We start from the raw sequence: 25,642 nt of genomic DNA on the forward strand, positions 1-25,642 counted from the left end.
ACCCCGTGCCCGATCCAGCAACCTACCGGCCCGCGCCGGGTTCGATTCCCGTCGAACCCGGGGTCTACCGGTTCCGTGATCCGCACGGCCGGGTGGTCTACGTCGGCAAGGCCAAGAGCCTGCGCAGCCGCCTCAACTCCTACTTCGCCGATATCTCCGGCCTGGCGCCGCGCACCCGTCAGATGGTGATGACGGCGGGCAGCGTCGAGTGGACCGTGGTGTCCACCGAGGTCGAGGCGCTGCAGTTGGAATACAACTGGATCAAGGAGTTCGATCCCCGGTTCAACATCCGCTACCGCGACGACAAGTCCTACCCGGTGCTCGCGGTGACGCTCAACGAGGAGTACCCCCGGCTGTTCGTCTATCGCGGGCCGCGGCGCAAGGGGGTGCGCTATTTCGGGCCGTACTCCCATGCCTGGGCCATCCGGGAGACCCTGGATCTGCTGACCCGGGTGTTCCCGGCGCGCACCTGCTCGGCCGGAGTGTTCAAGCGGCACAGGCAGATCGACCGGCCCTGCCTGCTCGGTTACATCGACAAGTGTTCGGCGCCGTGCATCGGGCGGGTGAGCGCCGAACAGCACCGGCAGATCGTGCTGGACTTCTGCGACTTCCTGGCCGGCAAGACCGACCGGCTGGTCCGCGATATGGAACGGCAGATGAACGCCGCGGCCGAGGAACTCGACTTCGAGCGGGCGGCCCGGTTGCGAGACGACATCGGCGCGCTCAAGCGCGCGCTGGAAAAGCAGACCGTGGTGTTCGGCGACGGTACCGACGCCGATGTGGTGGCCTTCGCCGATGACGACCTGGAGGCGGCGGTCCAGGTGTTCCACGTGCGCGGCGGGCGGGTGCGCGGGCAGCGCGGGTGGGTGGTCGAGAAGGCCACGGAGCCGGAGACGGCCGAAAAGGGCTCAGAGCCAGAGGATTCGGGCAAGGCGCGTCTGGTCGAGCAGTTCCTCACCCAGTTCTACGGCGATCAGGCCGAACTCGGGTCCGTCGGTGGCCCGCAGGACGAGGCGACCAACCCGGTGCCCAAACAGGTGCTGGTGCCGGTGCTTCCCGAGAACGCCGAGCAACTGACCGACTGGCTGAGCGGGCTGCGTGGGTCCCGGGTGGACCTTCGGGTGCCGGTGCGCGGTGACAAGCGGACGCTGGCCGAGACGGTACAGCGCAACGCCCAGGACGCGCTGGCGCAGCACAAACTCAAGCGGGCCGGTGACTTCAACGCCAGATCCGAAGCGCTGCAGAACATCCAGGAAACGCTGGATCTCGCCGATGCGCCGCTGCGGATCGAATGTGTCGACATCAGCCATGTCCAGGGCACAGATGTGGTGGCCTCGCTGGTGGTCTTCGAGGACGGTCTGCCGCGCAAATCCGACTATCGGCACTACGCGATCCGGGAGGCCGCGGGCGACGGCCGCTCCGATGACGTCGCGTCCATTGCCGAGGTCACCCGGCGCCGGTTCGCCCGGCACGTCGCCGATGCCGAACAGCCGATGGTGGCCGAGGGCAAGTCGCGAAGATTCGCCTACCCGCCCAACCTCTACGTCGTCGACGGCGGCGCCCCGCAGGTGAACGCCGCGGCCGCCGCGCTGCGGGATCTCGGGGTGACCGATGTCGCCGTGATCGGGTTGGCCAAGCGCCTGGAAGAGGTCTGGGTGCCCGGTCCGTCGGCGGACCCGGTGATCTTCCCGCGTACCAGCGAGGGGCTCTACCTGTTGCAGCGCATCCGTGACGAAGCCCACCGCTTCGCGATCACCTTCCATCGCAGCAAGCGGTCCAAGCGGATGACCGCCTCGGCGCTGGATTCGGTGCGAGGATTGGGGGAGCACCGGCGAAAGGCGTTGGTGACGCACTTCGGTTCGGTGTCGCGGTTGCGCGCGGCCAGCGTCGAGGAGATCACCACGGTGCCCGGTATCGGCGTCGCCACGGCAAAGGCGGTGCTGGAAGCGTTGGGGGTTGCGGCATCCGCGGCGGTAGGTGATGAGATGGACACGCCCATCGATTCGGACACGCCCGGGCCGCTTTTGCACGATGATCGAGCCGAGGACCAACCGACCGAACGACCAGCCGAGAAGAACTCAGAACAGAAATCGGAGTGGCAGACCAGCGAATGAGCGAGGAATCAGGCATCGAAGTCGTCCTGGTCACCGGATTGTCGGGCGCCGGCCGCGGCACCGCCGCCAAAGTGCTCGAAGACCTCGGCTGGTACGTCGCCGACAACCTGCCACCCGAACTGATCGCGCGGATGGTCGACCTGGGTCTGGCCGCCGGTTCCCGCATCACCCAGCTGGCCCTGGTGATGGACGTGCGGTCGCGCGGTTTCACCGGTGACCTGGATTCGGTGCGCAACGAGCTGGCCACCCGCGGTATCCGGCCCCGGGTGCTGTTCATGGAAGCGGCCGACGAGATCCTGGTGCGCCGCTACGAGCAGAACCGCCGTAGCCACCCGTTGCAGGGCAATCAGACTCTGGCCGAAGGCATTACCGCCGAGCGAGCCATGCTGGCCCCGGTGCGCGCGGTGGCCGACCTGGTCATCGACACCACGACGCTTGCGGTGCCCGCGCTGCGGGAGAGCATCGAACGCGCCTTCGGCAGCGAGGCGGTCGCGCACACCAATGTCACCGTGGAGTCCTTCGGTTACAAGTACGGGCTGCCGATGGACGCCGACACCGTCATGGATGTCCGGTTCCTGCCCAACCCGCACTGGGTGGACGATTTGCGCCCGCACACCGGACAGCATCCGGCGGTGCGCGACTTCGTGCTCGGTCAGGACGGTGCCGCGGAATTCCTCGATACCTATCATCGGCTGCTGGGGGTGGTGATCGAGGGCTACCGCCGGGAAGGGAAGCGGTATATGACGGTCGCCATCGGCTGCACCGGCGGCAAACACCGCAGTGTCGCCATCGCCGAGGCGCTGGCCGGCCGGCTGGAAGCCGATGATCATCTGACGGTGCGGGCGCTGCACCGGGATCTGGGTCGCGAATGACGGCCGGTCCCACGCGCGTCGTCGCGCTCGGTGGCGGCCACGGCCTGTACGCGACGCTGTCGGCGGCCCGCCGGCTCACCCCGCACGTCACCGCCGTCGTGACCGTTGCCGACGACGGTGGCTCCTCGGGACGGCTGCGCAGCGAACTCGATGTCGTGCCGCCCGGTGATCTGCGAATGGCCCTGGCCGCGTTGGCCTCTGATTCACCACACGGACGGCTGTGGGCGACGATCATCCAGCACCGTTTCGGCGGAAGCGGCGCATTGGCCGGTCACCCGATCGGCAACCTACTGCTCGCCGGGCTCAGCGAGGTGCTCGCCGATCCGGTGGCCGCGCTCGACGAACTGGGTCGCATCCTGGACCTCAAGGGCCGGGTGCTGCCGATGTGCCCGCTGGCGCTGCAGATCGAGGCGGATGTGGCGGGGCTGGAGTCCGATCCGCGGATGTTCCGGGTGATCCGCGGGCAGGTCGCCGTCGCGACCACGGTGGGCCAGGTGCGCCGGGTACGGCTGCTCCCGGGCGATCCGCCCGCGACCCGGCAGGCGGTCGACGCGATCATGGCCGCCGATCTGGTGGTGCTGGGGCCCGGGTCGTGGTTCACCAGTGTGATCCCGCATGTGCTCGTTCCCGGGTTGGCGTCGGCACTGAACGCGACCACCGCGCGGCGGGCGCTGGTGCTGAATCTGGCGGCCGAGCCAGGGGAGACCGCAGGATTCTCCGCCGAACGTCACATTCACGTCCTGGCCCAGCACGCTCCCGGATTTCAGGTGGACGACATCATCATCGACGCCTCGCGGGTTCCCAGTGACCGGGAGCGCGAACAACTGGCACGAACCGCCACGCTGCTCGGCGCGAACGTGGAGTTTGCCGCCGTATCCCGACCTGGTACACAGTTACACGACCCGTCGATGCTGGCAGCGGCGCTGGAAGGGGTGCGAGTGCGCGGCCGGGGGCCCGGCCCGCCCGGTGAGCAGGACCAGGACGGACAACAGACAGTGAACGGACCGAGGGGGGACGACTCGTGGCGATGACGGCCGAGGTCAAGGACGAGCTGAGCCGCCTGGTCGTGAATTCGGTCAGCGCGCGCCGCGCGGAGGTGTCGGCGCTGCTGCGCTTCGCCGGCGGTCTGCACATCGTCGCCGGCCGGGTCGTTGTCGAGGCCGAAGTGGACCTGGGCATCATTGCGCGCCGACTGCGCAAAGACATCCACGATCTGTACGGCTACAGCGCCGTGGTGCACGTGCTGTCGGCCAGCGGTATCCGCAAGAGCACCCGCTACGTGGTGCGGGTTGCCAAAGATGGTGAAGCCTTGGCGAGACAAACAGGGCTGCTCGATCTGCGCGGCCGCCCGGTTCGTGGGCTGCCCGCCCAGGTGGTCGGCGGCAGCGTCAACGATGCCGAGGCAGCTTGGCGGGGAGCATTTTTGGCGCACGGTTCGCTCACCGAGCCCGGGCGTTCGTCGGCGCTGGAGGTCAGCTGCCCGGGTCCGGAGGCGGCGCTGGCACTGGTCGGCGCGGCGCGCCGGCTCGGCATCAGCGCCAAGGCCCGCGAGGTGCGAGGCAGCGACCGGGTGGTGGTGCGCGACGGTGAGGCGATCGGGGCCCTGCTGACCAGGATGGGCGCCCAGGACACCCGGCTCACCTGGGAGGAACGCCGGATGCGGCGCGAGGTCCGGGCGACAGCCAACCGGCTGGCCAATTTCGACGACGCCAACCTGCGGCGCTCGGCGCGGGCGGCGGTCGCCGCCGCGGCCCGCGTGGAGCGGGCGCTGAACATCCTCGGTGACACCGTCCCGGACCATCTGGCGCAGGCCGGGCGGTTGCGGGTCGAGCACCGGCAGGCCTCGCTGGAGGAGCTGGGCCGGCTGGCCGAGCCGCCGATGACCAAAGACGCGGTGGCAGGCCGGATTCGGCGATTGCTGTCGATGGCCGACCGCAAGGCCAAGCAGGACGGGATCCCCGATACCGAATCGGCGGTCACTCCCGATCTGCTTGAGGACGCCTGACCAGCGTGCACGTGCTGAAGCCGTCACCACTAGGCTGGCCTGCGAGCAGTTCACCGCGATTTCCCTCGACGATCTAGGAGAGACACTGTGACCATTCGGGTAGGCGTCAACGGCTTCGGCCGCATCGGGCGCAACTTCTTCCGCGCCCTCGATGCGCAGAAGACCGCTGGCAAGAACACCGACATCGAGATCATCGCGGTCAACGACCTGACCTCGAACGCCTCCCTGGCGCATCTGCTGAAGTTCGACTCGATCCTGGGCCGGCTGCCCTACGACGTCACCCTGGAGGGTGAGGACACCATCGTCGTCGGCGACACCAAGATCAAGGCGCTCGAGGTCAAGGAAGGCCCGGCGGCGCTGCCCTGGGGCGACCTGGGAGTCGACATCGTCGTGGAGTCCACCGGCATCTTCACCAAGCGTGACAAGGCGCAGGGGCACCTGGACGCCGGCGCCAAGAAGGTCATCATCTCCGCGCCCGCCAGCGATGAGGACATCACCATCGTGCTCGGCGTCAACGACGACAAGTACGACGGCAGCCAGAACATCATCTCCAACGCCTCGTGCACCACGAACTGCCTGGGCCCGCTGGCCAAGGTGCTCAACGACGAGTTCGGCATCGTCAAGGGCCTGATGACCACGATCCACGCCTACACCCAGGATCAGAACCTGCAGGACGGCCCGCACAGCGACCTGCGTCGCGCCCGCGCCGCCGCCATCAACATCGTGCCCACCTCCACCGGTGCGGCCAAGGCCATCGGCCTGGTGCTCCCCGAACTCAAGGGCAAGCTGGACGGCTACGCGCTGCGGGTGCCGATCCCCACGGGTTCGGTCACCGACCTCACCGCCGAGCTGAAGAAGTCGGCCACCGCCGACGAGATCAACGCCGCCATGAAGGCCGCCGCCGAGGGCAAGCTCAAGGGCATCCTCAAGTACTACGACGCGCCGATCGTGTCCAGCGATATCGTCACCGACCCGCACAGCTCACTGTTCGACTCGGGCCTGACCAAGGTCATCGACAACCAGGCCAAGGTCGTCTCCTGGTACGACAACGAGTGGGGCTACTCGAACCGCCTGGTGGATCTGGTTGCGCTGGTGGGCAAGTCGCTCTAGTCGGGCGAGCGAAGCGACGGGAAAGAGAAACAGTGGTTGCAACACTTTCCGACCTGTTGGCCGGGGGTGTCGAAGGTCGGGGCGTGCTCGTGCGCTCCGACCTGAACGTCCCTCTCGACGACACCGGTGCCATCACCGATCCCGGCCGCATCATCGCCTCGGTGCCGACGCTGAAGGCGCTGGCCGAGGCCGGTGCCAAGGTCGTCGTGACCGCTCACCTCGGCCGCCCCAAGGGCGAGCCGGACCCGAAGTTCTCGCTGGCCCCGGTGGCCGCGGCGCTGTCCGAACAGCTGGGACGCCACGTCCAGCTCGCCGGTGACGTGGTCGGCACCGACGCCTTGGCGCGTGCCGAGGGCCTCACCGAAGGCGATGTGCTGTTGCTGGAGAACATCCGTTTCGACGCGCGCGAGACCAGCAAGGACGACGCCGAACGCCGGGCGCTGGCCACGGCGCTGGCCGGACTGGTCGAGGGCGCCGACGGTTCGCCGGGTGCCTTCGTCTCCGACGGTTTCGGCGTGGTGCACCGCAAGCAGGCCTCGGTGTTCGACGTCGCCACCCTGCTGCCGCATTACGCGGGGACGCTGGTCGCCACCGAGGTGAAGGTGCTCGAGCAGCTGACCAGCTCGTCCGAGCGGCCCTACGCGGTGGTGCTCGGCGGTTCCAAGGTGTCCGACAAGCTCGCGGTCATCGAGAACCTGGCGACCAAGGCCGACAGCATCGTCATCGGCGGCGGCATGTGCTACACCTTCCTTGCCGCGCAAGGGCTTTCGGTGGGCGACTCGCTGTGTCAGGTGGAGATGATCGACACCTGCAAGAAGCTGCTGGAAACCTACGGCGATGTCATCCACCTGCCGGTGGACATCGAGGTGGCCGACGGGTTCGCCGCCGATTCGCCGCACGAGACGGTGGCTGCCGACAAGATCCCGGACGGGAAAATGGGCCTGGACATCGGCCCCGAGTCGGTCAAGCGCTTTACCGCGCTGCTGTCCAACGCCAAGACGGTGTTCTGGAACGGCCCGATGGGTGTGTTCGAGTTCCCGGCCTTCGCCGCGGGTACCAAGGGTGTCGCCGAGGCGATCATCGGTGCCACCGGCAAGGGCGCGTTCAGCGTCGTCGGCGGCGGTGACTCGGCTGCCGCGGTGCGTCAGCTCGGCCTGCCCGAGGACGGCTTCTCACACATCTCGACCGGCGGCGGCGCGTCGCTGGAATACCTCGAGGGCAAAACCCTGCCCGGCATAGACGTCCTGGAGTCCTGACATGGCACGTAAGCCGCTGATCGCCGGCAACTGGAAGATGAACCTCAATCATTTCGAGGCCATCGCGCTGGTGCAGAAAATCGCATTCGCGTTGCCGGACAAGTACTTCGACAAGGTCGATGTCACCGTCATCCCGCCGTTCACCGATCTGCGCAGTGTGCAGACCCTGGTGGACGGGGACAAGTTGCGGCTGACCTACGGGGCCCAGGATGTCTCCCGACATGATTCCGGTGCCTACACCGGTGAGATCAGTGGCGCGTTCCTGGCCAAGCTGGGTGTCACCTTCGCCGTCGTCGGGCATTCCGAGCGTCGCACCTACCACCACGAGGATGACGCGCTGGTGGCGGCCAAGGCGCTGGCCGCGCTCAAGCACGGGCTCACCCCGATCGTCTGCATCGGTGAGCAGCTGGACGTGCGTGAGGCCGGCGATCACGTCGAGTTCAACGTCAATTCGTTGCGCGGCTCGCTGGCCGGGTTGTCCGCCGAGCAGATCAAGCAGGTGGTGATCGCCTACGAGCCGGTGTGGGCGATCGGCACCGGCCGGGTGGCCAGTGCCTCGGATGCTCAGGAGGTGTGTGCGGCCATCAGAACGGAATTGGCTGCGCTGTCCTCGAAGGAGATCGCCGCCGGTGTGCGGGTGCTCTACGGCGGATCGGTCAACGCCAAGAACGTCGGCGAGATCGTCGGCCAGACCGATGTGGACGGTGCGCTGGTCGGTGGCGCCTCGCTGGATGGCGAGCAGTTCGCCACCCTGTCCGCGATCGCTGCCGGGGGGCCGCTGCCGTAACGCGGGTCGCTCCGGAAAGACGGAATCGCACCCGGTAAACTCTGCGGCATGGAACTCGCGCTGCAGATCGTGCTGATCATCACCAGTCTCCTGGTGGTGCTGCTCGTGCTGCTGCACCGGGCCAAGGGCGGCGGTCTCTCGACACTCTTCGGTGGTGGCGTGCAGTCCAGCCTGTCCGGTTCGACCGTGGTGGAGAAGAACCTGGACCGCCTGACGCTTTTCGTCATCGGCATCTGGCTGGTGTCGATCGTCGGTATGGCGCTGCGCATCAAGTACAACGTTTGACCGACCCACAGTGGCATGGACCGCAGCCGGGTGAGGGTGTGATCCTCACCCTGAAGTCACCGCCGTTGCCGGTGTCGTGGGCGCGGCTGGCGCCACCGGTGATCATCGTGAACGGCCGGCCGTTACCCGCACCGCGCCAGGGCCGCAACAGCATTCCCGCACCGCCGGGGCGCTACCGGATTCACGTGCATCTGCGTTACCTGGTACCCGCCCGGATGGGCCCCGCCGATTATGACGCGGACGTGGCCGCCGGGCAGTGGACCGAGGTCGAGTACAAACCACCGTTGTGGACCCTCGGTAAAGGCTCACTGGGCCCGCCCCGCAGCGCTACCGCGGGCTGATCCCGATCCTGGTGGTGCTGGCGGTCAGCGTCGTGGTGAGCCTGCTGATGCTGTTGATCATCCTCTGATCACCCCTCGTTCTGCGGGCACGCCGGCCGGCGTCGATAATCGGTGGATGGCTGACGGTACTGACATTGCGCTCGCCCCCATGGGATCGGTACATCGCACGCAGGTCGGACGTGAAGCCACCGAGCCGATGCGCGAGGACATCCGGTTGCTCGGCGCGATCCTGGGCGACACCGTCCGCGACCAGAACGGCGATGCGGTGTTCGATCTGGTGGAACGGGCCCGGGTGGAGTCCTTCCGGGTGCGGCGCTCCGAGATCGACCGCGGCGAGCTCGCCGGGCTGTTCCGCGATATCGACGTGCACCAGGCCATCCCGGTGATCCGGGCGTTCACCCATTTCGCCTTGCTGGCCAACGTGGCCGAGGACATTCACCGGGAACGGCGCAGAGCGGTGCACGAGGCCGCCGGGGAACCGCCGCAGGACAGCAGTTTGGCCGCCACCTACCGCAAGCTCGACGACGCACAGCTCGACGCCGCCGCGGTCGCCGACGCACTGACCGGTGCACTGGTGTCGCCGGTGATCACCGCACACCCGACCGAGACCCGTCGCCGCACCGTGTTCGACACCCAACACCACATCACCGAATTGATGCGGCTGCGCCTACACGGGCATACCCGCACCGATACCGGCCGCGATATCGAGACCGAACTGCGCAGGCACATCCTCACGTTGTGGCAGACCGCCCTGGTCCGGCTGTCCCGGCTGAAGATCTCCGACGAAATCGAGACCGGGCTGCGCTACTACCCGGCCGCCTTCCTCGAGGTCATCCCGCGGGTGAACGCCGAGGTCCGCACCGCGCTGCAGGAGAGGTTCCCGGATACGGCGCTGCTGGCCGAGCCGATCCTGCGGCCCGGCTCCTGGATCGGTGGTGACCGCGACGGCAACCCGAACGTGACCGCCGAGGTGGTGCGGCTGGCCACCGGACGGGCCGCGTTCACGGCGTTCACCCATTACTTCGGCGAGATCACCACGCTGGAGGAGGAGCTGTCGATGTCGGCGCGGCTGGTGCAGGTAAGCGCCGATGTGGAGGCGCTGGCCGGCGCCTGCGCCGAGCCCGCCCGCAGTGATGAGCCCTACCGGCGCGCGCTGCGGGTCATCCACGCCCGGCTCACCGCCACCGCCGCGCAGATCCTGGACCGCCGGCCCGAACACGGACTCGATCTGGGGCTGCCGGCCTACGACACGCCCACCCAGCTGCTCGTCGATCTCGACGCCGTCGACGCATCGCTGCGCGCCAACGGCTCCGCGGTGCTCGCCGACGATCGGCTGGGCCGGTTGCGGGAAGCGGTGCGGGTCTTCGGTTTTCACCTTTCCGGGCTCGATATGCGGCAGAACTCCGAGGTGCACGAACAGGTGATCGCGGAGCTGCTGGCCTGGGCCGGCGTCCATCCCGATTACGCCTCGCTGCCCGAAGATGAGCGGGTGACGCTGCTGGCCGCCGAGATCGGCACGCGGCGTCCGCTGATCGGTCCCGGCGCCGATCTGTCGGAGCTGGCCGCGAAGGAACTGGGCATCGTGACGGCGGCGGCGCGCGCGGTGAAGGTGTTCGGGCGCGAGGCGGTTCCGAACTACATCATCTCGATGTGCCAATCGGTGTCGGACATGCTGGAGGCGGCGGTACTGCTCAAGGAGGCCGGCCTGCTGGACGTCTCGGGCGACGCACCCTACGCACCCGTGGGCATCGTGCCACTGTTCGAGACGATCGACGATCTGCAGCGCGGATCCGCGATCCTGGAAGCCGCCCTGGACGTACCGGTCTACGCGGCGGCGGTCGCCGCGCGCCACGGTCATCAGGAAGTGATGCTGGGCTATTCGGACTCCAACAAGGACGGCGGCTACCTGGCGGCGAACTGGGCGCTGTACCGGGCCGAACTGGAATTGGTCGAATCGGCGCGCAAGACCGGAATCCGGTTGCGGCTCTTCCATGGTCGCGGCGGCACCGTGGGGCGCGGTGGTGGACCCAGCTATGACGCGATCCTGGCGCAGCCGCCCGGTGCGGTGAAGGGGTCGTTGCGGATCACCGAACAGGGTGAGGTGATCGCCGCCAAGTACGCCGAGCCGAGGATCGCGCATCGCAACCTGGAGACCCTGCTGGCGGCGACCCTGGAATCCACCCTGCTCGATACCGAGGGGCTGGGGGACTTCGCGGAGAGTGCCTACACGGTGCTCGACGACCTGGCCGCGCGGGCGCAGCGGGCCTATGCCGAACTGGTGCATGAGACACCGGGATTCGTGCAGTACTTCAAGGAATCGACACCGGTCAGTGAGATCGGGGCGCTCAACATCGGCAGTCGCCCGACCTCGCGCAAACCCACCACCGCCATCTCGGATCTGCGGGCGATTCCCTGGGTGCTGGCCTGGAGCCAGTCGAGGGTGATGCTGCCCGGCTGGTACGGCACCGGTACCGCGTTCGAGGAGTACATCGCCGGCGACGACGCCAAGCTGGACACGCTGCGCGACCTGTATGAGCGCTGGCCGTTCTTCCGGACGGTGCTGTCCAATATGGCTCAGGTGCTGGCAAAATCGGATCTCGGCCTGGCCGCCCGATATGCCGAACTGGTTGCCGACGAGGATCTGCGGGCCCGGGTGTTCGACAAGATCGTTGCCGAACACGAGCGCACGGTGCGGATCCACGGGCTGATCACCGGCCAGGATGACCTGCTGGCCGACAACCCGGCGCTGGCCCGGTCGGTGTTCAACCGGTTCCCCTACCTGGAGCCGCTGAACCACCTGCAGGTCGAACTGCTGCGCCGGTTCCGGTCCGGTGACGAGGACGAACTCGTGCAGCGTGGCATCCTGCTGACCATGAGCGGGCTGGCCAGCGCGCTGCGAAACTCCGGCTGAGGGCTACCCGGCAAACAGGTCGATCAGGCCGAGGGGTGCCCGCTCACCCAGGCACAGGTCGAGGGTCTCGTGCGCTTCCGCGGCGACCGCCGCGCTGCGGGTGAAGAGTCGGTCTTCATAGGCGGCGAGCGCGTCCTCAGCCGCTCCGGGATGCGCGGCGATCGCCGCGGCGAGTTCGGCGCCGTCGAGCATCGCTAAGTTCGCGCCGTCACCGGATGGCGGCATCAGATGCGCGGCGTCGCCCAGGAGAGTCACCCCCGGGACCCGGTCCCAGCGGTGTCCGTTCGGAAGGGTGTAGACCATCCGTGGCATCGGCGCAGTTTCGCCGGCGGTGATCAGCGCGGTGAGTTCTGGTGCCCACCCGTGTAATTCGGCAGCCACCCGGGACACCGCGACGCCGGCGTCGGCGAAATCGATGGCGTCGACCCACTCTGCGGCACGTTTCAGCAGGACATAGGTGTGGATGACATCGCCCGCCTCGCGGTGCGCGACGACACCCTGTCCCGGGCTGAGCGAATACATGGCGCCGCCGCCGACCGCGCCGGCCACCATGGGGTGCCGCGCGTCGACGTCATGCAGGTACGTCTCGACGAACACCGCGCCGACGTACTCGGGCGTCGCGTCGGACACCAGCGGCCGGATCCTCGACCAGGCGCCGTCGGCCCCGACGAGCAGATCCGTCGCGGCGGCGGAGCCGTCCTCGAAGGACAACTCGTGACGACCATCACCGAGCGGCCGGGCCCCGGTGACCTTGCGTCCCCACTGCACCGTGCCGGCGGGCAGTGCGTCGAGCAGAATCCGGCGGAGGTCACCGCGCAGCACCTCCGGGCGTACCCCGGTGCCGTCGTCGGGAATGTCGAGCAGCACCGCCCCGTGCCGGTCGAGGATTCTTGTCGCCTCGCCGCCGCGATGGATGATCGTCTGGAACTCATCGGTGAGCCCCGCCATGGCGAGCGCGAGCTGCCCGTCGTGCTCGTGGATGTCGAGCTGGCCGCCCTGTGTGCGCGCGGCCGGTGAGGGATCCGAGTCGTAGACCGTCGCGGCGATGCCGTGGACGTGCAGCACCCGGGCGAGGGTGAGACCGCCGAGGCCGGCGCCGACGATGGTGACGGGTGCCTGCATGATGTTCCTTCCCGAACGACTGGAACGCTGTTCCAGTGATTATCATGGAACAACGTTCCAGTTGTGTCAAAATGGCGGGATGGCAGGCAAGGGGCGCGCGGATGCGCTGTCGAAGCAGCGGATCATCGAGAACGCAATCGAGATCCTGGACGCCGACGGACAGGACGCGCTGACGTTCCGTGCGCTCGCCGCCCGCCTCTCCACCGGGAGCGGGGCCATTTACTGGCACGTCGCGAACAAGGACGACCTGCTGGAGGCAACCACCGAGGACGTGATCGCCCGTGCGTTGGCGGGGGTGGGCGGCACGGAGCCGCGGCGGGTGATCCGCGATATCGCCATCCGGGTCTTCGACGCCATCGACACGCGCCCGTGGGTGGGTACCCAACTGGCGCGCAAACCGTGGCAGTCGGCCATGCTGCGGATCTTCGAGGGCATCGGCGGTCAGTTCCAGGCCATGGGCATACCCGAACCGGAGCAGTTCGACTGCGCGTCCGCGCTCGTCGGATACATCCTGGGGCTCGCCGCGCAGTACTCATCGGTCGCCGGACTGCGCCCCGGCGAAACGGATCGATCGGCGTTCCTGGATACCGTTGCGGCGCAATGGACACGGCAGGATCCCGACGACTACCCGTTCGTGCACCGGATCGCGGCCCAACTGCGCGAGCATGACGATCGCGAGCAGTTCCTCTTCGGCATCGACCTGATCCTGGCCAGCGTCCGGACGGAGCGTTAGAGCCGGGCCACCCGGCGAACCTGGGAGACGGCGCCGCGGATCGCACTCTCCACGGTGGCCAGCGGTGACGCGACGGCCTCGCCGATCTCGACGATGGCCTCCACCCGGGACACGATCTGCTCGAGCCGATCCACCATGGCGATCAGTCGCGGTGCCAGTTCGTCGATGCTGGTGATGGTCTTGTTGAACCGGTCGAGGGTGACGTCGAGGTCGCCGATCGAATGGTTCAGCGTGACCACCGTGCGGTCGAGGTCGGTGAGCAGTGTTTCCACCTGGACGACGGTGGCGTCGGCGTTCAGCGCCGCCTGCGTCAGCGTCTTGATGCGCCGCGTCGCCGGACGGGTACGGCCGTCGCCTTTGTCTGCCATGGGGTCAGTATGGCGGCCCAGGGAACCAAAACGCGCCAAGGTGCGTCTGATCTTGTATGGCGAACTTCTGTGACGGAAGCCCGCGGCTGCGTCCCGACGCCGGTTCGGCCCGGGCGGTCGCCGACTATCTGGCCGGCTACGGCGAGGCGCTGGCCGACCAGTGCCCAGAACTCCAGCCCGACGAGTGAGAACTCTGCTTGAATGGCGACGGTGCTGACGCGACCGCTCGGTGTCGAAACACCGGCCTTGGTGGTCGATCTCGGGCGGCTGAAGGCCAACGTGACGGCGATGGCGGAAAGTACACGCGCCAAGGCGGTCGATCTGCGGCCGCATGCCAAAACGCACAAGAGCATCCAGATCGCCGAGCTCCAGATGGCGGCGGGCGCGGTCGGCATCACCGTTGCGACGGTCTCGGAAGCGGAGGCATTCGCCCGTCACGGGATCGACGACATCTTCATCGCCTACCCGGTGGTGCCGGTCGGCGCCAAAGCGCGGCGATTCCGCGAACTCGCCGAGGGCGTTCGGCTCCGTGTCGGGGTCGAGAGTGCCGCGGGTGCCGCGGCCATCGCCGAGGCGTCCGGGGGCACAGATGTCTCGGTGTTGATCGAGATCGACAGCGGGCAGCACCGGACCGGGGTGCGGGCGCCGGACGCGGCCGCGCTCGCCGCGCAGTGCCGGCGAGTGGGTGTGAGCGTCGCCGGTGTCTTCACCCACGGCGGCCACGCGTACGCGGGCCCCGATGCACCGCACGCCGCCGGGACCGACGAGGGATATCACCTGGAATACGCGGCCCGCGCGCTGAATGACGCGGGTTTCGCCGTCTCGGTGGTGAGCGCGGGATCGACACCCACCTGGCGTGCCGCCCGCCCACCCGTCGTCACCGAGGAGCGCCCGGGGACTTACGTGTTCGGGGACCGTCAACAGGTCGCGCTGGACGCCCAGCGGCAAGACGGCTGCGCCGCCTGGATCGCGGCCACTGTGGTCAGTGCACGCGAAGGGCGGGTGGTCATCGATGCCGGATCGAAAGCGCTCACCGGTGAGCGGCCGAGCTGGCTGGATGGCTTCGGAATCGTCCCCGAGCTGGGAAATGCGGTCGTCACCCGGGTTTCGGAGCATCACGGCATGCTCGACGACGTCGACATCTCGGGCCTCGCCGTCGGCGACATGGTTTCCGTGCTGCCCAATCACATCTGCACGGCCGTGAACTTGTTCGACGAGTACGTCGTCGTCGACGACGGTCAGGTGATCGACCGGTGGCAGCTGGTCGCCCGGGGCAGGAACGCCTAGGTTCAGCCCGGCAGCTTGCTCGCCGCGGCCTTGTCCAGCAGCCACACGGTGGCCTCCCGGCCGACCGCGCCCGCCGCGGGGATGTCGACAGCCGCGGCACCGCCGATCGCGGCCGCGGCCGCCTCGGCCTTCTCGGCTCCGGCCACCACCAGCCACACCTCACGGGCCCGGCGCACCGCGGGCAGCGTCAGCGTGATGCGGCGCGGCGGAGGCTTGGGGGATTCGGTGACGGCGATCACCAGCCGTGAGTCCTCGCGCACCGCGTCGGTGTCGGGGAACAGCGAATTGATGTGGCCCTCGCCGCCCATCCCGAGCAGGTGCACATCGAACTCCTCGGGCAGCAGTTTCTCGTAGGCCTGCGCCGCTGCCTCGATATCGTCGCCGAACTCCCCGTCGCTGGCCGCCATCTCGTGCACATTCGCCGACGGGATGGAGATGGTCTCCAGCAGCGCCTCGCGGGCTTGGCGGTAGTTGCGGTCGGCGTCCTCGGCGGGCACGAAGCGTTCATCGCCCCAGAACAGCTGCACCTTGGACCAGTCGACATCGGGGGCATAGGCCGCGACATGGCGCAACAGTGCGATCCCGACGGTGCCACCGGTGAGCACGACCACCGCGTGTCCGCGGCCGGCGATCGCCGAGGTGATGGCACCGACCAGCCGGGCTCCGGCTGCCGCGGCGAGTTCCCCGGCGTCGACGTAGGTCTCGATCACCTGTTCAGACATAAGTCACCTTGTCGATTCCGCGCAACGCTTCCAAGTAGATCTCATCGGCATCCAGGCGCCGCATGTCTTCGGCCAGGCAGTCGCGGGTCTCCCTGCGGGCCAACGGAATCTGGGCATCCGGCTTGCCGGTGCGGGTGAGCGTCGCGGTCACCCCTTCCTGGGGGCGGCTCAGGGTGATCGTCTCGCTGGGCCGGGTCAGTTCGATCTTCAGCTCGCCGACCGCGCGGGTGACGGGGCAGTCCAGCCGGCCGACCAGCCAGCCGGCCAGGATGTCGAGCGCAGGCTCTTCCCTCAGACCGGACACCACCACCTCGGTGATCGGCTCGTGCGGTGCCTGATCCACCGCGGCGGTCAGCAGGGCGCGCCAGTAGGTGATCCGGCTCCAGGCCAGGTCGGTGTCACCGGCGGTGTATCCGGCCAGCCTGCTCTTGATGCAGGCCAACGGGTTCTCGCCGTTGGTGGCGTCGGTGATCCGGCGGATCGCCAAGCGGCCCAGCGGATCCTGCGCGGGTACCTCGGGCGCGAGATCCGGCCACCAGGTCACCACCGGGGTGTCGGGCAGCAGGAACGGGGTGACGACGCTGCTGGCGTGGTTGGCCAGCGGTCCGGACAGTCGCAGCACCACGACCTCATTGGCCCCGGCATCGCTGCCGACCCGCAGCTGGGCGTCGAGGCGGGCCTCGGTGCTCAGCCGGTCCCCGGGGATCACCACGATGACGCGGCAGGGGTGCTCGCGGCTGGCGGCGTTGGCCGCCTCGATCGAATCCTCCAGGATCGCTTCGGTATCCGGGGCGATCACCAGCGTGAGCACCCGGCCCAGCGTGATCGCACCGCCCTCCTCGCGCAGGGCGACGATCTTCTTGTTGATGGCACCGGTGTTGGTGTCCGGCAGGTCGATGATCATCGGGATCCTCGGTTCTCCGCGCGAGCGCTCATCACGGTCGCCTCCATTCGCGCCCGGTCCGGTGCAGCATCTCGAAGGCCGACTCCGGGCCCCAGGTGCCCGACTCGTAGGTATCCGGTGTGCCGTGCGACGCCCAGTACTCCAGCGCGGGATCCAGGATCTTCCAGGACAATTCGACTTCGGCATTGACCGGGAACAGCGATGGCTCGCCCAGCAGCACGTCCAGGATCAGCCGTTCGTAGGCCTCGGGTGACTCCTCGGCGAACGCGGAGCCGTAGGAGAAGTCCATGCTGACATCGCGGACCTCCATGGCGTTGCCGGGCACCTTGGACCCGAACCGCAGGGTGATGCCCTCATCGGGCTGTACCCGGATCACCAGCGCGTTCTTGCCCAGCTCTTCGGTCATGGTGGCGTCGAAGGGCAGGTGCGGCGCCCGCTTGAAGACCAGAGCGATCTCGGTGACCCTGCGGCCCAAGCGCTTTCCGGTGCGCAGGTAGAACGGCACGCCCGCCCACCGGCGGGTGTCGACGTCAACCGTGATGGCCGCGAAGGTTTCGGTGCCGGAGGTCTTCGAGAATCCTTCCTCGTCGAGCAGTCCGACCACCTTCTCGCCGCCCTGCCAGCCCGCCGCGTACTGACCCCGGGAGGTGGTCTCGTCCAGCGGTTCGGCGAGCCGGCTGGCGCCGAGCACCTTGATCTTCTCGGCCTGCAACTCGGCGGGGGAGAAGTTGACCGGCTCCTCCATCGCGGTGAGTGCGAGCAGCTGGATCAGGTGGTTCTGGATGACATCGCGCGCGGCGCCGACACCGTCGTAGTACCCACCTCGCCCGCCCAGTCCGATGTCCTCGGCCATGGTGATCTGCACGTGGTCGACGTAGTGCGCGTTCCAGATCGGCTCGAACATCTCGTTGGCGAACCGCAGCGCCAGGATGTTCTGCACCGTCTCCTTGCCCAGGTAGTGGTCGATGCGGAACACCGAGGATTCCGGAAAGACGCTGTTGACCAAGGCGTTGAGCTCCTCGGCGCTGGACAGGTCGTGCCCGAACGGTTTCTCGATGACGACCCGGCTCCAGGTGTCGCCCGGCTTCTCGGCCAGACCCGACCGCGACAGCTGCTCGAGCACCTGCGGGAATGCCTTCGGCGGGATCGACAGGTAGAACGCGTGATTGCCGCCGGTACCGCGTTCGGTGTCCAGGGTGTGCAGGGTCTCTGCGAGCCGTCCGAAGGCCTCGTCATCATCGAAAGCGCCTTGGACGAACCGGAATCCCTCCGCGAGCCGGTCCCACACCTCTTGGCGGAACGGTGTGCGGGCGTGCTGTTTGACGGCGTCGTAGACGACCTTGGAGAAGTCCTCGTCCGCCCAGTCGCGCCGGGCGAACCCGACCAGCGCAAAACTCGGCGGCAGCAGACCGCGGTTGGCCAGGTCGTAGATCGCCGGCATCAGTTTCTTGCGGGCCAGGTCTCCGGTGACCCCGAAGATCACCACCGCACAGGGCCCCGCGATCCGGGGCATGCGCTTGTCGCGTTTGTCCCGCAGCGGGTTACGCCAGGCGGCGGCGGTATCGGTCATTTCTTCGCGGCGTCGAGCTGTCCCTGGGTGGCTTCGAGCAACTCGGCCCAGGACTTCTCGAACTTGTCCACACCCTCCTCTTCGAGGAGCTTGAACACATCGTCGAGATCGACACCGACCTCGACCAGTCCGTCGAACACGCCCTGGGCGGCATCGGCGGTTCCGCTGACGGTGTCACCGGTGACCACGCCGTGGTCGGCGACCGCGTCGAGAGTCTTCTCCGGCATGGTGTTCACCGTGTTCGGCGCCACCAGTTCGGTGACGTAGAGGGTGTCCGAGTAGTCGGGATTCTTGACGCCGGTGGATGCCCACAGCGGGCGCTGCGCCCGGGCCCCCGCGCCCTTCAGCGCGGTGAAGCGCTCGCCACCGAACTCTTCTTCGTAGGCGGCGTAGGCGAGACGGGCATTGGCCACACCGGCCTGACCGCGCAGATCCAGCGCCGCCTGGGTGCCGATCTTGTCCAGCCGGGCATCGATCTCGCTGTCCACCCGGGACACGAAGAACGAAGCGACGGAATGGATCTTGGACAGATCGTGACCGGCGTCCTTGGCCTTCTCCAGCCCGCTCAGGTACGCGTCGATCACGGCACGGTGCCGCTCCACCGAGAAGATCAGCGTCACGTTCACCGAGATGCCCTCGGCGATCACCGCGGTGATGGCGGGCAGACCGGCCAGCGTCGCCGGGATCTTGATGAGCAGGTTGGGCCGGTCGACGATCTTCCAGAGTTCTTTGGCCTGTTCGACGGTCTTGTCGGTGTCATGCGCCAGGCGCGGGTCGACCTCGATGGACACCCGGCCGTCGACACCGTCGGAGGCCTCGTACCGCTCGGTGAACAGATCGCAGGCATTGCGGACATCGTCGGTGGTGACGGCCAGAATCGTGGCGTCCACATCCGAGCCGGTCGCGGCCAGTTCGTTGACCTGCTCGTCATAGGCATTGCCCTTGGACAGGGCGGCCTGGAAGATCGACGGGTTGGTGGTGACGCCGACGACACTCTTGGTGGCGATCAGCTCGGCGAGGTTGCCGGTCTGCAGGCGTTCACGGGACAAGTCGTCGAGCCAGACGGAGACGCCGGCGGCCGACAGTGCTGCGAGATTCGGGTTCTGAGACATGATGTTTGGCCTTACTCCCTAGTTGTCTTCCGACCGCTGGGCGGTCAGTTGTCCAGTGTGCGTTCGGCAGCAGCGACGACGGCTTCAGCGGTGAAACCGAACTCACGGAACAACGTCTTGTCATCGGCGGATTCGCCGTAGTGCTCGATCGAGATGATCTCGCCGGTGTCGCCGACGAGCTTGTGCCAGGACTGCGCGATGCCGGCCTCGACCGCCACGCGTGCCGACACGTCGGGCGGCAGCACCGAATCGCGGTACTCCTTGGGTTGGGACTCGAACCATTCGACACAGGGCATCGACACCACGGCGGCTACGATGTCCTTGTCGGCCAACAGTTTCTTGGCCTCCACCGCCAGCTGTAGCTCTGATCCGGTGGCGATGATGATCACCTCGGCGTCGGCCGCGTTGTCACCGCCGAGCACATATCCGCCCTTGGCCACCCCGTCGGAGTCGGTGCCTTCCAGCACCGGAACGCCCTGGCGGGTGAGGATGAATCCGACCGGACCGGCCGTGTTGCCGCGGGCGATGATGCTCTTCCACGCGTACGCCGTCTCGTTCGGGTCACCCGGACGCACGACGGACAGGTTCGGGATGGCGCGCAACGCCGACAGGTGCTCGATCGGCTGGTGGGTGGGGCCGTCCTCGCCGAGACCGATGGAATCGTGGGTCCAGATGTAGATGGTGTCGATCACCATCAGCGAGGCCAGTCGGACCGCGGGGCGCATGTAGTCCGAGAACTGCAGGAACGTTCCGCCGAAGGCGCGGGTCGGCCCGTGCAGCACGATGCCGGACAGGATCGAACCCATGGCGTGCTCGCGGATACCGAAGTGCAGCACCCGGCCGTACCAGTCGGCGGTGAAGTCCTCGGTGGAGATGCTCGGCGGACCGAACGATTTCACGCCCTTGATGGTGGTGTTGTTGCTGCCGGCGAGATCGGCTGAGCCACCCCACAATTCGGGCAGCTTCGGGGCCACGTCGTTGAGCACCTGGCCGAACGCGGCGCGGGTGGCGACGGCCTTGGAACCGGGCTCCCAGTAGGTGATGTCGGCATCCCAGCCCTCGGGCAGTTCCTCGGCCGTCAGACGGTCCAGCAACTTCTTGCGCTCGGGCTCGCGCTCGGCCCATGCGTCGAAGCCGGTCTGCCACTTTTCGTGTGCCTCACGGCCACGGTCGACGAGCTTGCGGGTGTGCTCGATCACCTCGGGGCGGACCTCGAACTTCTTGTCCGGATCGAAGCCGAGGATCTTCTTGGTGGCCGCGACCTCGTCGTCACCGAGCGCCGAGCCGTGCACGCCCCCGGTGTTCATCTTCGTGGGGGCGGGGTAGCCGATGATGGTGCGGATGGCGATGAACGACGGCTTGTCGGTCACCTTCTTGGCCTCGGCGATGGCCTCTTCGATGGCGACCACGTTCTCGCCGCCGACGATCTCCTGGACGTGCCAACCGTAGGCGCGGTACCGGTCGGCGACGTTCTCGCTCAACGCGATGTCGGTGTCGTGCTCGATGGAGATGTGGTTCTTGTCATAGAAGACGATCAGGTTGCCCAGCTGCTGGGTGCCGGCCAGCGAGGAGGCCTCGCTGGTCACGCCCTCTTCGATGTCGCCGTCGGAGGCGATGACGTAGATGTGGTGGTCGAACGGGCTCTCGCCGGCGGGGGCATCGGGGTCGAACAGGCCGCGCTCGTAGCGGGCGGCCATGGCCATCCCGACGGCGGAGGCGAGTCCCTGGCCCAGCGGGCCGGTGGTGATCTCGACGCCCTTGGTGTGCCGGAACTCGGGGTGCCCCGGGGTCTTGGACTTCCAGGTCCGCAGCGCCTCGATGTCTTCGATTTCCAGACCGAAGCCGCCCAGGAACAGTTGCAGGTAGATGGTGAGGCTGGAATGCCCACAGGACAACACGAAACGGTCGCGGCCCAGCCAGTGGGTGTCGGACGGGTCGTGCTGCAGCTGGCGCTGGAACAGGGTGTATGCCAGCGGGGCGAGGCTCATCGCGGTACCGGGGTGGCCGTTGCCGACCTTCTGGACCGCATCGGCGGCCAGCACGCGCACCGTGTCCACCGCGACCGTGTCGAGGTCGGACCAGTCGTCGGGGTGGTTCGGTTGTGTGAGGGCAGTTATCTCTTCGGCGGTGGTCACTACCTTCACTCCTAAATTCTCTGCGCTGCGGACTTCGCTACCTCAAACACCCTAGTGCGGCGGAGTCATCCACCGCAGACCGGTTGGTGCAGGTTTAGGTGTCTGTTCACGCTGAACAAACTCGCCACACCCACCCTGCGGTGCGGGGCGGACTGCGGTGCGGTCTACCATCGTCTGTAGTAGAAGCCCGCGTGACCGTCGCCCGAGGAGTTATTTGCGTGAGCATTCGCGAGCGCCGGCCGGTCAGTGGCGCACCGAATCGGATACGAACCACGGTCCTTTCGTACCTGGCGTTGACGAAGCCGCGTGTGATCGAGCTGTTGCTGGTCACGACGATCCCGGCCATGCTGCTGGCCGATCGCGGCACCGTTGACCCGCTGCTCATCCTGAACACCCTGATCGGCGGCATGATGGCCGCCGCCGGTGCCAACACCCTGAACTGCGTCGCCGACGCCGACATCGACAAGGTGATGAAGCGCACCGCTCTGCGGCCGCTGGCCAAGGCGTCGGTGCCGACCCGGCATGCGCTGATCTTCGGGCTGGTGCTGACCGCGGGATCGTTTGCGTGGCTGTGGTGGAGCACCAATCTGCTCTCCGGCGTGCTGGCGCTGGCGACCATCGCCTTCTACGTGTTCGTCTACACCCTGCTGCTCAAACGGCGCACCTCGCAGAACGTCGTGTGGGGTGGTGCCGCCGGGTGCATGCCGGTGATGATCGGCTGGTCGGCGGTCACCGGCACGATCCAGTGGCCGGCGCTGGTGATGTTCCTGATCATCTTCTTCTGGACGCCGCCGCACACCTGGGCGTTGGCCATGCGCTACAAGGAAGACTACAAAGCCGCCGGGGTGCCGATGCTGCCCGTGGTGGCCACCGAACGCCAGGTCACCCGCCAAATCTTGATCTATACCTGGCTGACGGTGCTGACCACGCTGAGCCTGGCACTGGCCACCGGGTGGTTGTATGCGTCGGTGGCACTGCTTGCCGGTGTCTGGTTCCTGGTGATGGCCCATCAGCTCTACGCGGGCGTGAAACGTGGGGAGCCGGTGAAGCCGCTGCGGCTGTTCCTGCAGTCCAACAACTACCTCGCCGTCGTGTTCTGTGCGCTGGCCGTGGATTCCGCAATGGCCCTGCCGCAGCTGTTCTGACCAGTACGGTCCGTGTATGACCTTGCCTGTCAGTCCCGATAATTTCGCCCGCGCGGAGTCCGACCTGTACTTCGGCAATATCGTCGGAGGTGACGGCTTCGGCGCGCTGCACCACTTCCGGGAACTGAGCCCGGTCGACGAACAGCTGGTGATCCGGCAGAACCGCGACACGCTGTACTCGGCCGGGGTGTTCGACCTCGATGCCGGTCCCGTGACCGTCACGCTGCCCGACAGCGCCGGACGCTTCATGTCCCTGCAGGTCATCACCGAGGACCACTACGTGCCGGCCGTCGTCTATGCGCCGGCCGAACTCACCATCACCCGGGCGGACGCCGGCACCCGGTACATTGCCACGGCCTTGCGCACTCTGGTCGACCCCGACGATGCCGCAGACCTCGCCGCGGTACACGCACTGCAGGACGCCATCGCCGTCTCTCAGCCCGGTGGACCGGGCAGCTTCGCGGTGCCGGACTGGGATCCGGTCAGCCAGAAGACGGTGCGCGACGCGCTGATCACGTTGTCGACGACGGTGCCCGACAGCTTGCGCACCTTCGGGGAGAAATCGGCGGTCGACCCGGTGCGCCATCTCATCGGGACGGCCTACGCGTGGGGCGGGAACCCCGAGCGCGATGCGTTCTACCTCTCGGTCGTCCCGGTCGCGAACGACGGCGCCACCGTGCACAGACTCGTCGTCAAAGACGTTCCGGTGGATGGTTTCTGGTCGGTCACCGTCTACGACAAGAGCGGCTATTTCGCGCCGAACCCGCAGAACGCCTACTCGGTGAACAACATCACCGCCGTGCGGGAAGCCGACGGGAGCACCATCATCGGTTTCGGTGGCGAGCAGGGGCCCAATCTGCTGCCGATCACCGAGGGCTGGAACTACATCGTGCGGATGTACCGGCCGCGACCGGAGATCCTGGACGGAACCTGGAGCTTTCCGGCGGCGCAGCCCGTCTGAGGCCGGACCGCTTCCCGGCCATAAGCAGCGGTTCCGGTGTGACGAATGTCTACCATGACGATCATGATCATCGGGTGGCTGTTCCGGGCCATGGCGGGCCTCGTCGTGGTGTTCGCCCTTGCGGCCTGCTCGGCCGGATCCCCACCCGGTCCACCGGGAACGGCCGAGGATCTCACGGCCGGTGGTGGCTCCGCCGCGGAGACCATGCCGCTCACCGGCCCGGCACCGCAGGATGCGCCGAAGGCGCCGCCGCAGGTGCAACGCGACGTCGTCAAGACGGCCACCATCTCGGTCACCGCCGACGACCCGCCGGCCGCGGCGGACCGCGCGTCGGCGCTCGCGACCGAAGCCGGTGGGCGGGTGGACGGTCGCACGGAGTACGGCGGGTCGGCACTGGACCGGGCCCGGATCACCCTCACCCTGCGGGTGCCCGCCGACAAGCTCGACGGTGTCATCGACGGCCTGAAAGGTCTGGGCAAGGTCGAGTCGTTGGACATGCAGGCCGAGGACGTCACCAGCCAGCGCGTCGACCTGGATGCCCGCATCAAGGCGCTGCAGACCTCGGTGGACCGCCTGCTGGCGATCATGCGCGATGCCCGTGACCCGTCGGCGCTGATCGAGGCGGAAAGCGCCCTGTCGCAGCGCCAGGCGGATCTGGACAGCCTGCGCGCGCAACGCGCCGCGCTGGGGGAGCAGATCAGCTACAGCACGGTCACCGTCGACCTGGTCGCCGGTGCGACCGGCGGTCCGGCACCCGAGGAATACCGGGGCTTCCTCGGCCAGATGGAACGCGGCTGGGATGCGCTGGTCGACACCGGGTCGAACCTGTTGCTGCTCGTCGGTCTGCTGCTGCCCTGGGTCGGCGCCGCGGTGGTGGGGCTTGCCCTGCTGTTCGGTCTGTACCGGCTGGTGCGCGCGCGCCGTTAAGGCACCAGCACGACGGAGCCGACGGTCCGGCGGCCCTGCAGATCGGTGTGCGCCCGCGCGGCCTCGGCCAGCGGGTAACGCTCGCTGACCGTGATGGTGATCGACCCGTCGGCGATGGCATTGATCACTTCGCCTGCCCGCCAAGCGAACTCGTCGGCGGTGCGGGTGTAGGCGCCCAGGCTGGGCCGGGTCAGGAACACCGACCCCGCCGTATTGAGCCGCTGCGGATCGAACGCGGGCACCGGCCCGCTGGCGGCGCCGAACAGGGCAAGCGTGCCGCGCACCGCGAGGCTGGCCAGGCTGGCCTCGAAGGTGGAGGCTCCCACCCCGTCGTACACCGCGGCGACCCCGCCGTTGCTCAGCCGTTTGACGGTGGCGCCGAACTCCTCGGCGTCCTCCGGGTACTCCAGCACCTCGACCGCACCGGCCTGCCGGGACAGTTCGGCCTTCTCCGGGGTGGACGCGGTGGTGATCACCCGGGTCCCCATGCTGGTGGCCCACTGGGTCAGGATCAGACCCACCCCTCCGGCACCTGCGTGCACCAGAATCGTGTCGTTGGACTGCACGGCGTACACGGACTTCAGCAGGTAATGCGCCGTCATCCCCTTCAGCAGCGCCGATGCCACCGCGTCCGGGGCAACCCCGTCTGGCACGTAGGCGACGTAATCGGCTGGGGCGACGGAGAAATCGGCGTACGCGCCGACGGCGTTGGCGGTGACCACCCGGTCCCCGACGGTCAGCGCCGCGACATCCTCACCCACGGCGGCGACGGTGCCGCACACCTCGCTGCCCGAGACGAACGGCAGTTCGCGCGGGTACTGCCCCGAGCGGAAGTAGGTGTCGATGAAGTTCACGCCGATAGCCTCGGCCTTGATCAGCACCTCACCGGGGCCGGGCGACGGCGCATCCTTCTCGACGTAGTTCAGGACCTCGGGTCCGCCGGTCTGGGCAACTTCGATGGCATGCATATCTCTA

24 protein-coding genes are annotated in these 25,642 nt (G+C 67.8%); 16 read left to right on the plus strand and 8 right to left on the minus strand.

Annotated elements, in window-relative coordinates:
* Positions 1 to 5 precede the first annotated feature (5 nt).
* From uvrC to ppc, 10 genes are all read left to right on the plus strand, one after another.
* Entirely contained in the window at positions 6 to 2,114 is a 2,109-nt protein-coding gene (gene uvrC, locus C6A86_RS12835; RefSeq protein WP_105365097.1) for an excinuclease ABC subunit UvrC, read from the plus strand.
* A complete protein-coding gene (rapZ, locus tag C6A86_RS12840; RefSeq protein ID WP_105365096.1) occupies positions 2,111 to 2,986 on the plus strand; it encodes an RNase adapter RapZ in 876 nt (291 codons plus the stop codon). Before uvrC ends, rapZ begins: the two co-directional genes overlap by 4 nt.
* Complete coding sequence (gene yvcK / locus C6A86_RS12845; RefSeq protein WP_105365095.1) at positions 2,983 to 4,017, plus strand: uridine diphosphate-N-acetylglucosamine-binding protein YvcK; 1,035 nt, start codon at positions 2,983 to 2,985, stop codon at positions 4,015 to 4,017. The genes rapZ and yvcK overlap by 4 nt, the downstream gene beginning before the upstream one ends.
* A complete protein-coding gene (gene whiA / locus C6A86_RS12850; RefSeq protein WP_105365106.1) occupies positions 4,014 to 4,991 on the plus strand; it encodes a DNA-binding protein WhiA in 978 nt (325 codons plus the stop codon). Before yvcK ends, whiA begins: the two co-directional genes overlap by 4 nt.
* An 87-nt stretch (positions 4,992 to 5,078) precedes the next feature.
* Positions 5,079 to 6,101, plus strand: a complete 1,023-nt coding sequence (gene gap / locus C6A86_RS12855) for a type I glyceraldehyde-3-phosphate dehydrogenase (protein WP_105365094.1) — start codon at positions 5,079 to 5,081, stop codon at positions 6,099 to 6,101.
* A gap of 32 nt (positions 6,102 to 6,133) precedes the next feature.
* On the plus strand, positions 6,134 to 7,357 hold the full coding sequence (locus C6A86_RS12860; RefSeq protein WP_105365093.1) for a phosphoglycerate kinase: 1,224 nt from the start codon (positions 6,134 to 6,136) through the stop codon (positions 7,355 to 7,357).
* A 1-nt stretch (position 7,358) separates the two neighbouring features.
* Positions 7,359 to 8,144, plus strand: coding sequence for a triose-phosphate isomerase (gene tpiA / locus C6A86_RS12865; RefSeq protein WP_105365092.1), 786 nt, complete (start codon positions 7,359 to 7,361; stop codon positions 8,142 to 8,144).
* A 48-nt stretch (positions 8,145 to 8,192) separates the two neighbouring features.
* Positions 8,193 to 8,429, plus strand: a complete 237-nt coding sequence (secG, locus tag C6A86_RS12870; RefSeq protein ID WP_105365091.1) for a preprotein translocase subunit SecG — start codon at positions 8,193 to 8,195, stop codon at positions 8,427 to 8,429.
* Positions 8,426 to 8,770: a hypothetical protein gene (locus C6A86_RS12875; RefSeq protein ID WP_311101172.1), complete on the plus strand. Its 345-nt coding sequence runs from the start codon at positions 8,426 to 8,428 to the stop codon at positions 8,768 to 8,770. Before secG ends, C6A86_RS12875 begins: the two co-directional genes overlap by 4 nt.
* 115 nt (positions 8,771 to 8,885) lie before the next feature.
* Positions 8,886 to 11,681, plus strand: a complete 2,796-nt coding sequence (ppc, locus tag C6A86_RS12880; protein WP_105365089.1) for a phosphoenolpyruvate carboxylase — start codon at positions 8,886 to 8,888, stop codon at positions 11,679 to 11,681.
* 3 nt (positions 11,682 to 11,684) lie between these two features.
* Here the strand turns inward: ppc and C6A86_RS12885 are convergent, their stop codons facing one another.
* The gene (locus C6A86_RS12885) at positions 11,685 to 12,803 is read right to left on the minus strand and encodes an NAD(P)/FAD-dependent oxidoreductase (RefSeq protein WP_105365088.1); all 1,119 of its coding nucleotides are present in this window, start codon (positions 12,801 to 12,803) and stop codon (positions 11,685 to 11,687) included.
* Between the two features lie 79 nt (positions 12,804 to 12,882).
* Here C6A86_RS12885 and C6A86_RS12890 point away from each other — a divergent pair, with 79 nt between their 5' ends.
* Positions 12,883 to 13,536, plus strand: coding sequence for a TetR family transcriptional regulator (locus C6A86_RS12890; protein WP_199196333.1), 654 nt, complete (start codon positions 12,883 to 12,885; stop codon positions 13,534 to 13,536).
* Here the strand turns inward: C6A86_RS12890 and C6A86_RS12895 are convergent.
* Positions 13,533 to 13,904 (minus strand): ATPase, encoded by a 372-nt coding sequence (locus C6A86_RS12895; RefSeq protein WP_105365086.1) that lies wholly within the window; start codon positions 13,902 to 13,904, stop codon positions 13,533 to 13,535. The two genes, C6A86_RS12890 and C6A86_RS12895, sit on opposite strands and share 4 nt — an antisense overlap.
* 56 nt (positions 13,905 to 13,960) lie before the next feature.
* Between C6A86_RS12895 and C6A86_RS12900 the strand changes: the two genes are divergently transcribed.
* Together C6A86_RS12900 and C6A86_RS12905 are read left to right on the plus strand one after the other, a co-directional pair.
* A complete protein-coding gene (locus tag C6A86_RS12900) occupies positions 13,961 to 14,092 on the plus strand; it encodes a hypothetical protein (protein WP_255419479.1) in 132 nt (43 codons plus the stop codon).
* A gap of 13 nt (positions 14,093 to 14,105) precedes the next feature.
* Positions 14,106 to 15,191: an alanine racemase gene (locus tag C6A86_RS12905; RefSeq protein WP_105365085.1), complete on the plus strand. Its 1,086-nt coding sequence runs from the start codon at positions 14,106 to 14,108 to the stop codon at positions 15,189 to 15,191.
* 2 nt (positions 15,192 to 15,193) lie between these two features.
* Here C6A86_RS12905 and pgl read toward each other — a convergent pair whose 3' ends face one another.
* Genes pgl through tkt form a run of 5 tightly spaced genes read right to left on the minus strand, consistent with a single transcriptional unit; the run spans position 15,194 to position 21,634 of the window.
* The gene (gene pgl / locus C6A86_RS12910) at positions 15,194 to 15,913 is read right to left on the minus strand and encodes a 6-phosphogluconolactonase (protein ID WP_105365084.1); all 720 of its coding nucleotides are present in this window, start codon (positions 15,911 to 15,913) and stop codon (positions 15,194 to 15,196) included.
* Positions 15,906 to 16,817: a glucose-6-phosphate dehydrogenase assembly protein OpcA gene (gene opcA / locus C6A86_RS12915; protein ID WP_105365083.1), complete on the minus strand. Its 912-nt coding sequence runs from the start codon at positions 16,815 to 16,817 to the stop codon at positions 15,906 to 15,908. The genes pgl and opcA overlap by 8 nt, the downstream gene beginning before the upstream one ends.
* Before the next feature lie 31 nt (positions 16,818 to 16,848).
* The gene (zwf, locus tag C6A86_RS12920; protein ID WP_105365082.1) at positions 16,849 to 18,387 is read right to left on the minus strand and encodes a glucose-6-phosphate dehydrogenase; all 1,539 of its coding nucleotides are present in this window, start codon (positions 18,385 to 18,387) and stop codon (positions 16,849 to 16,851) included.
* Complete coding sequence (tal, locus tag C6A86_RS12925; protein WP_199196334.1) at positions 18,384 to 19,502, minus strand: transaldolase; 1,119 nt, start codon at positions 19,500 to 19,502, stop codon at positions 18,384 to 18,386. Before tal ends, zwf begins: the two co-directional genes overlap by 4 nt.
* A 41-nt stretch (positions 19,503 to 19,543) precedes the next feature.
* Positions 19,544 to 21,634, minus strand: coding sequence for a transketolase (gene tkt / locus C6A86_RS12930; RefSeq protein WP_105365080.1), 2,091 nt, complete (start codon positions 21,632 to 21,634; stop codon positions 19,544 to 19,546).
* Between the two features lie 218 nt (positions 21,635 to 21,852).
* On the opposite strand from tkt, the gene C6A86_RS12935 reads away from it, so the two are divergent.
* From C6A86_RS12935 to C6A86_RS12945, 3 genes are all read left to right on the plus strand, one after another.
* Complete coding sequence (locus C6A86_RS12935) at positions 21,853 to 22,779, plus strand: heme o synthase (protein ID WP_105365079.1); 927 nt, start codon at positions 21,853 to 21,855, stop codon at positions 22,777 to 22,779.
* 16 nt (positions 22,780 to 22,795) lie between these two features.
* Complete coding sequence (locus tag C6A86_RS12940) at positions 22,796 to 23,740, plus strand: DUF1254 domain-containing protein (protein ID WP_105365078.1); 945 nt, start codon at positions 22,796 to 22,798, stop codon at positions 23,738 to 23,740.
* 63 nt (positions 23,741 to 23,803) lie between these two features.
* Positions 23,804 to 24,667, plus strand: coding sequence for a DUF4349 domain-containing protein (locus tag C6A86_RS12945; RefSeq protein WP_105365105.1), 864 nt, complete (start codon positions 23,804 to 23,806; stop codon positions 24,665 to 24,667).
* On the opposite strand, the gene C6A86_RS12950 is transcribed toward C6A86_RS12945, so the two are convergent.
* Entirely contained in the window at positions 24,664 to 25,635 is a 972-nt protein-coding gene (locus C6A86_RS12950; RefSeq protein ID WP_105365077.1) for a quinone oxidoreductase, read from the minus strand. The genes C6A86_RS12945 and C6A86_RS12950 overlap by 4 nt on opposite strands.
* Positions 25,636 to 25,642 lie beyond the last annotated feature (7 nt).

The sequence above is a fragment of the Mycobacterium sp. ITM-2016-00316 genome (assembly GCF_002968335.2).
Taxonomy (GTDB): domain Bacteria; phylum Actinomycetota; class Actinomycetes; order Mycobacteriales; family Mycobacteriaceae; genus Mycobacterium.

What these genes read in the sequence shown, in the direction of transcription:
- rapZ (WP_105365096.1), top strand. Translation starts at nt 2,111, where the DNA reads ATGAGCGAGGAATCAGGCATCGAAGTCGTCCTGGTCACCGGATTGTCG.
- yvcK (WP_105365095.1), top strand. Translation starts at nt 2,983, where the DNA reads ATGACGGCCGGTCCCACGCGCGTCGTCGCGCTCGGTGGCGGCCACGGC.
- whiA (WP_105365106.1), top strand. Translation starts at nt 4,014, where the DNA reads ATGACGGCCGAGGTCAAGGACGAGCTGAGCCGCCTGGTCGTGAATTCG.
- tpiA (WP_105365092.1), top strand. Translation starts at nt 7,359, where the DNA reads ATGGCACGTAAGCCGCTGATCGCCGGCAACTGGAAGATGAACCTCAAT.
- secG (WP_105365091.1), top strand. Translation starts at nt 8,193, where the DNA reads ATGGAACTCGCGCTGCAGATCGTGCTGATCATCACCAGTCTCCTGGTG.
- ppc (WP_105365089.1), top strand. Translation starts at nt 8,886, where the DNA reads ATGGCTGACGGTACTGACATTGCGCTCGCCCCCATGGGATCGGTACAT.
- C6A86_RS12885 (WP_105365088.1), bottom strand. Translation starts at nt 12,803, where the DNA reads ATGCAGGCACCCGTCACCATCGTCGGCGCCGGCCTCGGCGGTCTCACC.
- C6A86_RS12890 (WP_199196333.1), top strand. Translation starts at nt 12,883, where the DNA reads ATGGCAGGCAAGGGGCGCGCGGATGCGCTGTCGAAGCAGCGGATCATC.
- C6A86_RS12895 (WP_105365086.1), bottom strand. Translation starts at nt 13,904, where the DNA reads ATGGCAGACAAAGGCGACGGCCGTACCCGTCCGGCGACGCGGCGCATC.
- C6A86_RS12900 (WP_255419479.1), top strand. Translation starts at nt 13,961, where the DNA reads ATGGCGAACTTCTGTGACGGAAGCCCGCGGCTGCGTCCCGACGCCGGT.
- C6A86_RS12905 (WP_105365085.1), top strand. Translation starts at nt 14,106, where the DNA reads ATGGCGACGGTGCTGACGCGACCGCTCGGTGTCGAAACACCGGCCTTG.
- pgl (WP_105365084.1), bottom strand. Translation starts at nt 15,913, where the DNA reads ATGTCTGAACAGGTGATCGAGACCTACGTCGACGCCGGGGAACTCGCC.
- opcA (WP_105365083.1), bottom strand. Translation starts at nt 16,817, where the DNA reads ATGATCATCGACCTGCCGGACACCAACACCGGTGCCATCAACAAGAAG.
- zwf (WP_105365082.1), bottom strand. Translation starts at nt 18,387, where the DNA reads ATGACCGATACCGCCGCCGCCTGGCGTAACCCGCTGCGGGACAAACGC.
- C6A86_RS12940 (WP_105365078.1), top strand. Translation starts at nt 22,796, where the DNA reads ATGACCTTGCCTGTCAGTCCCGATAATTTCGCCCGCGCGGAGTCCGAC.
- C6A86_RS12945 (WP_105365105.1), top strand. Translation starts at nt 23,804, where the DNA reads ATGATCATCGGGTGGCTGTTCCGGGCCATGGCGGGCCTCGTCGTGGTG.
- C6A86_RS12950 (WP_105365077.1), bottom strand. Translation starts at nt 25,635, where the DNA reads ATGCATGCCATCGAAGTTGCCCAGACCGGCGGACCCGAGGTCCTGAAC.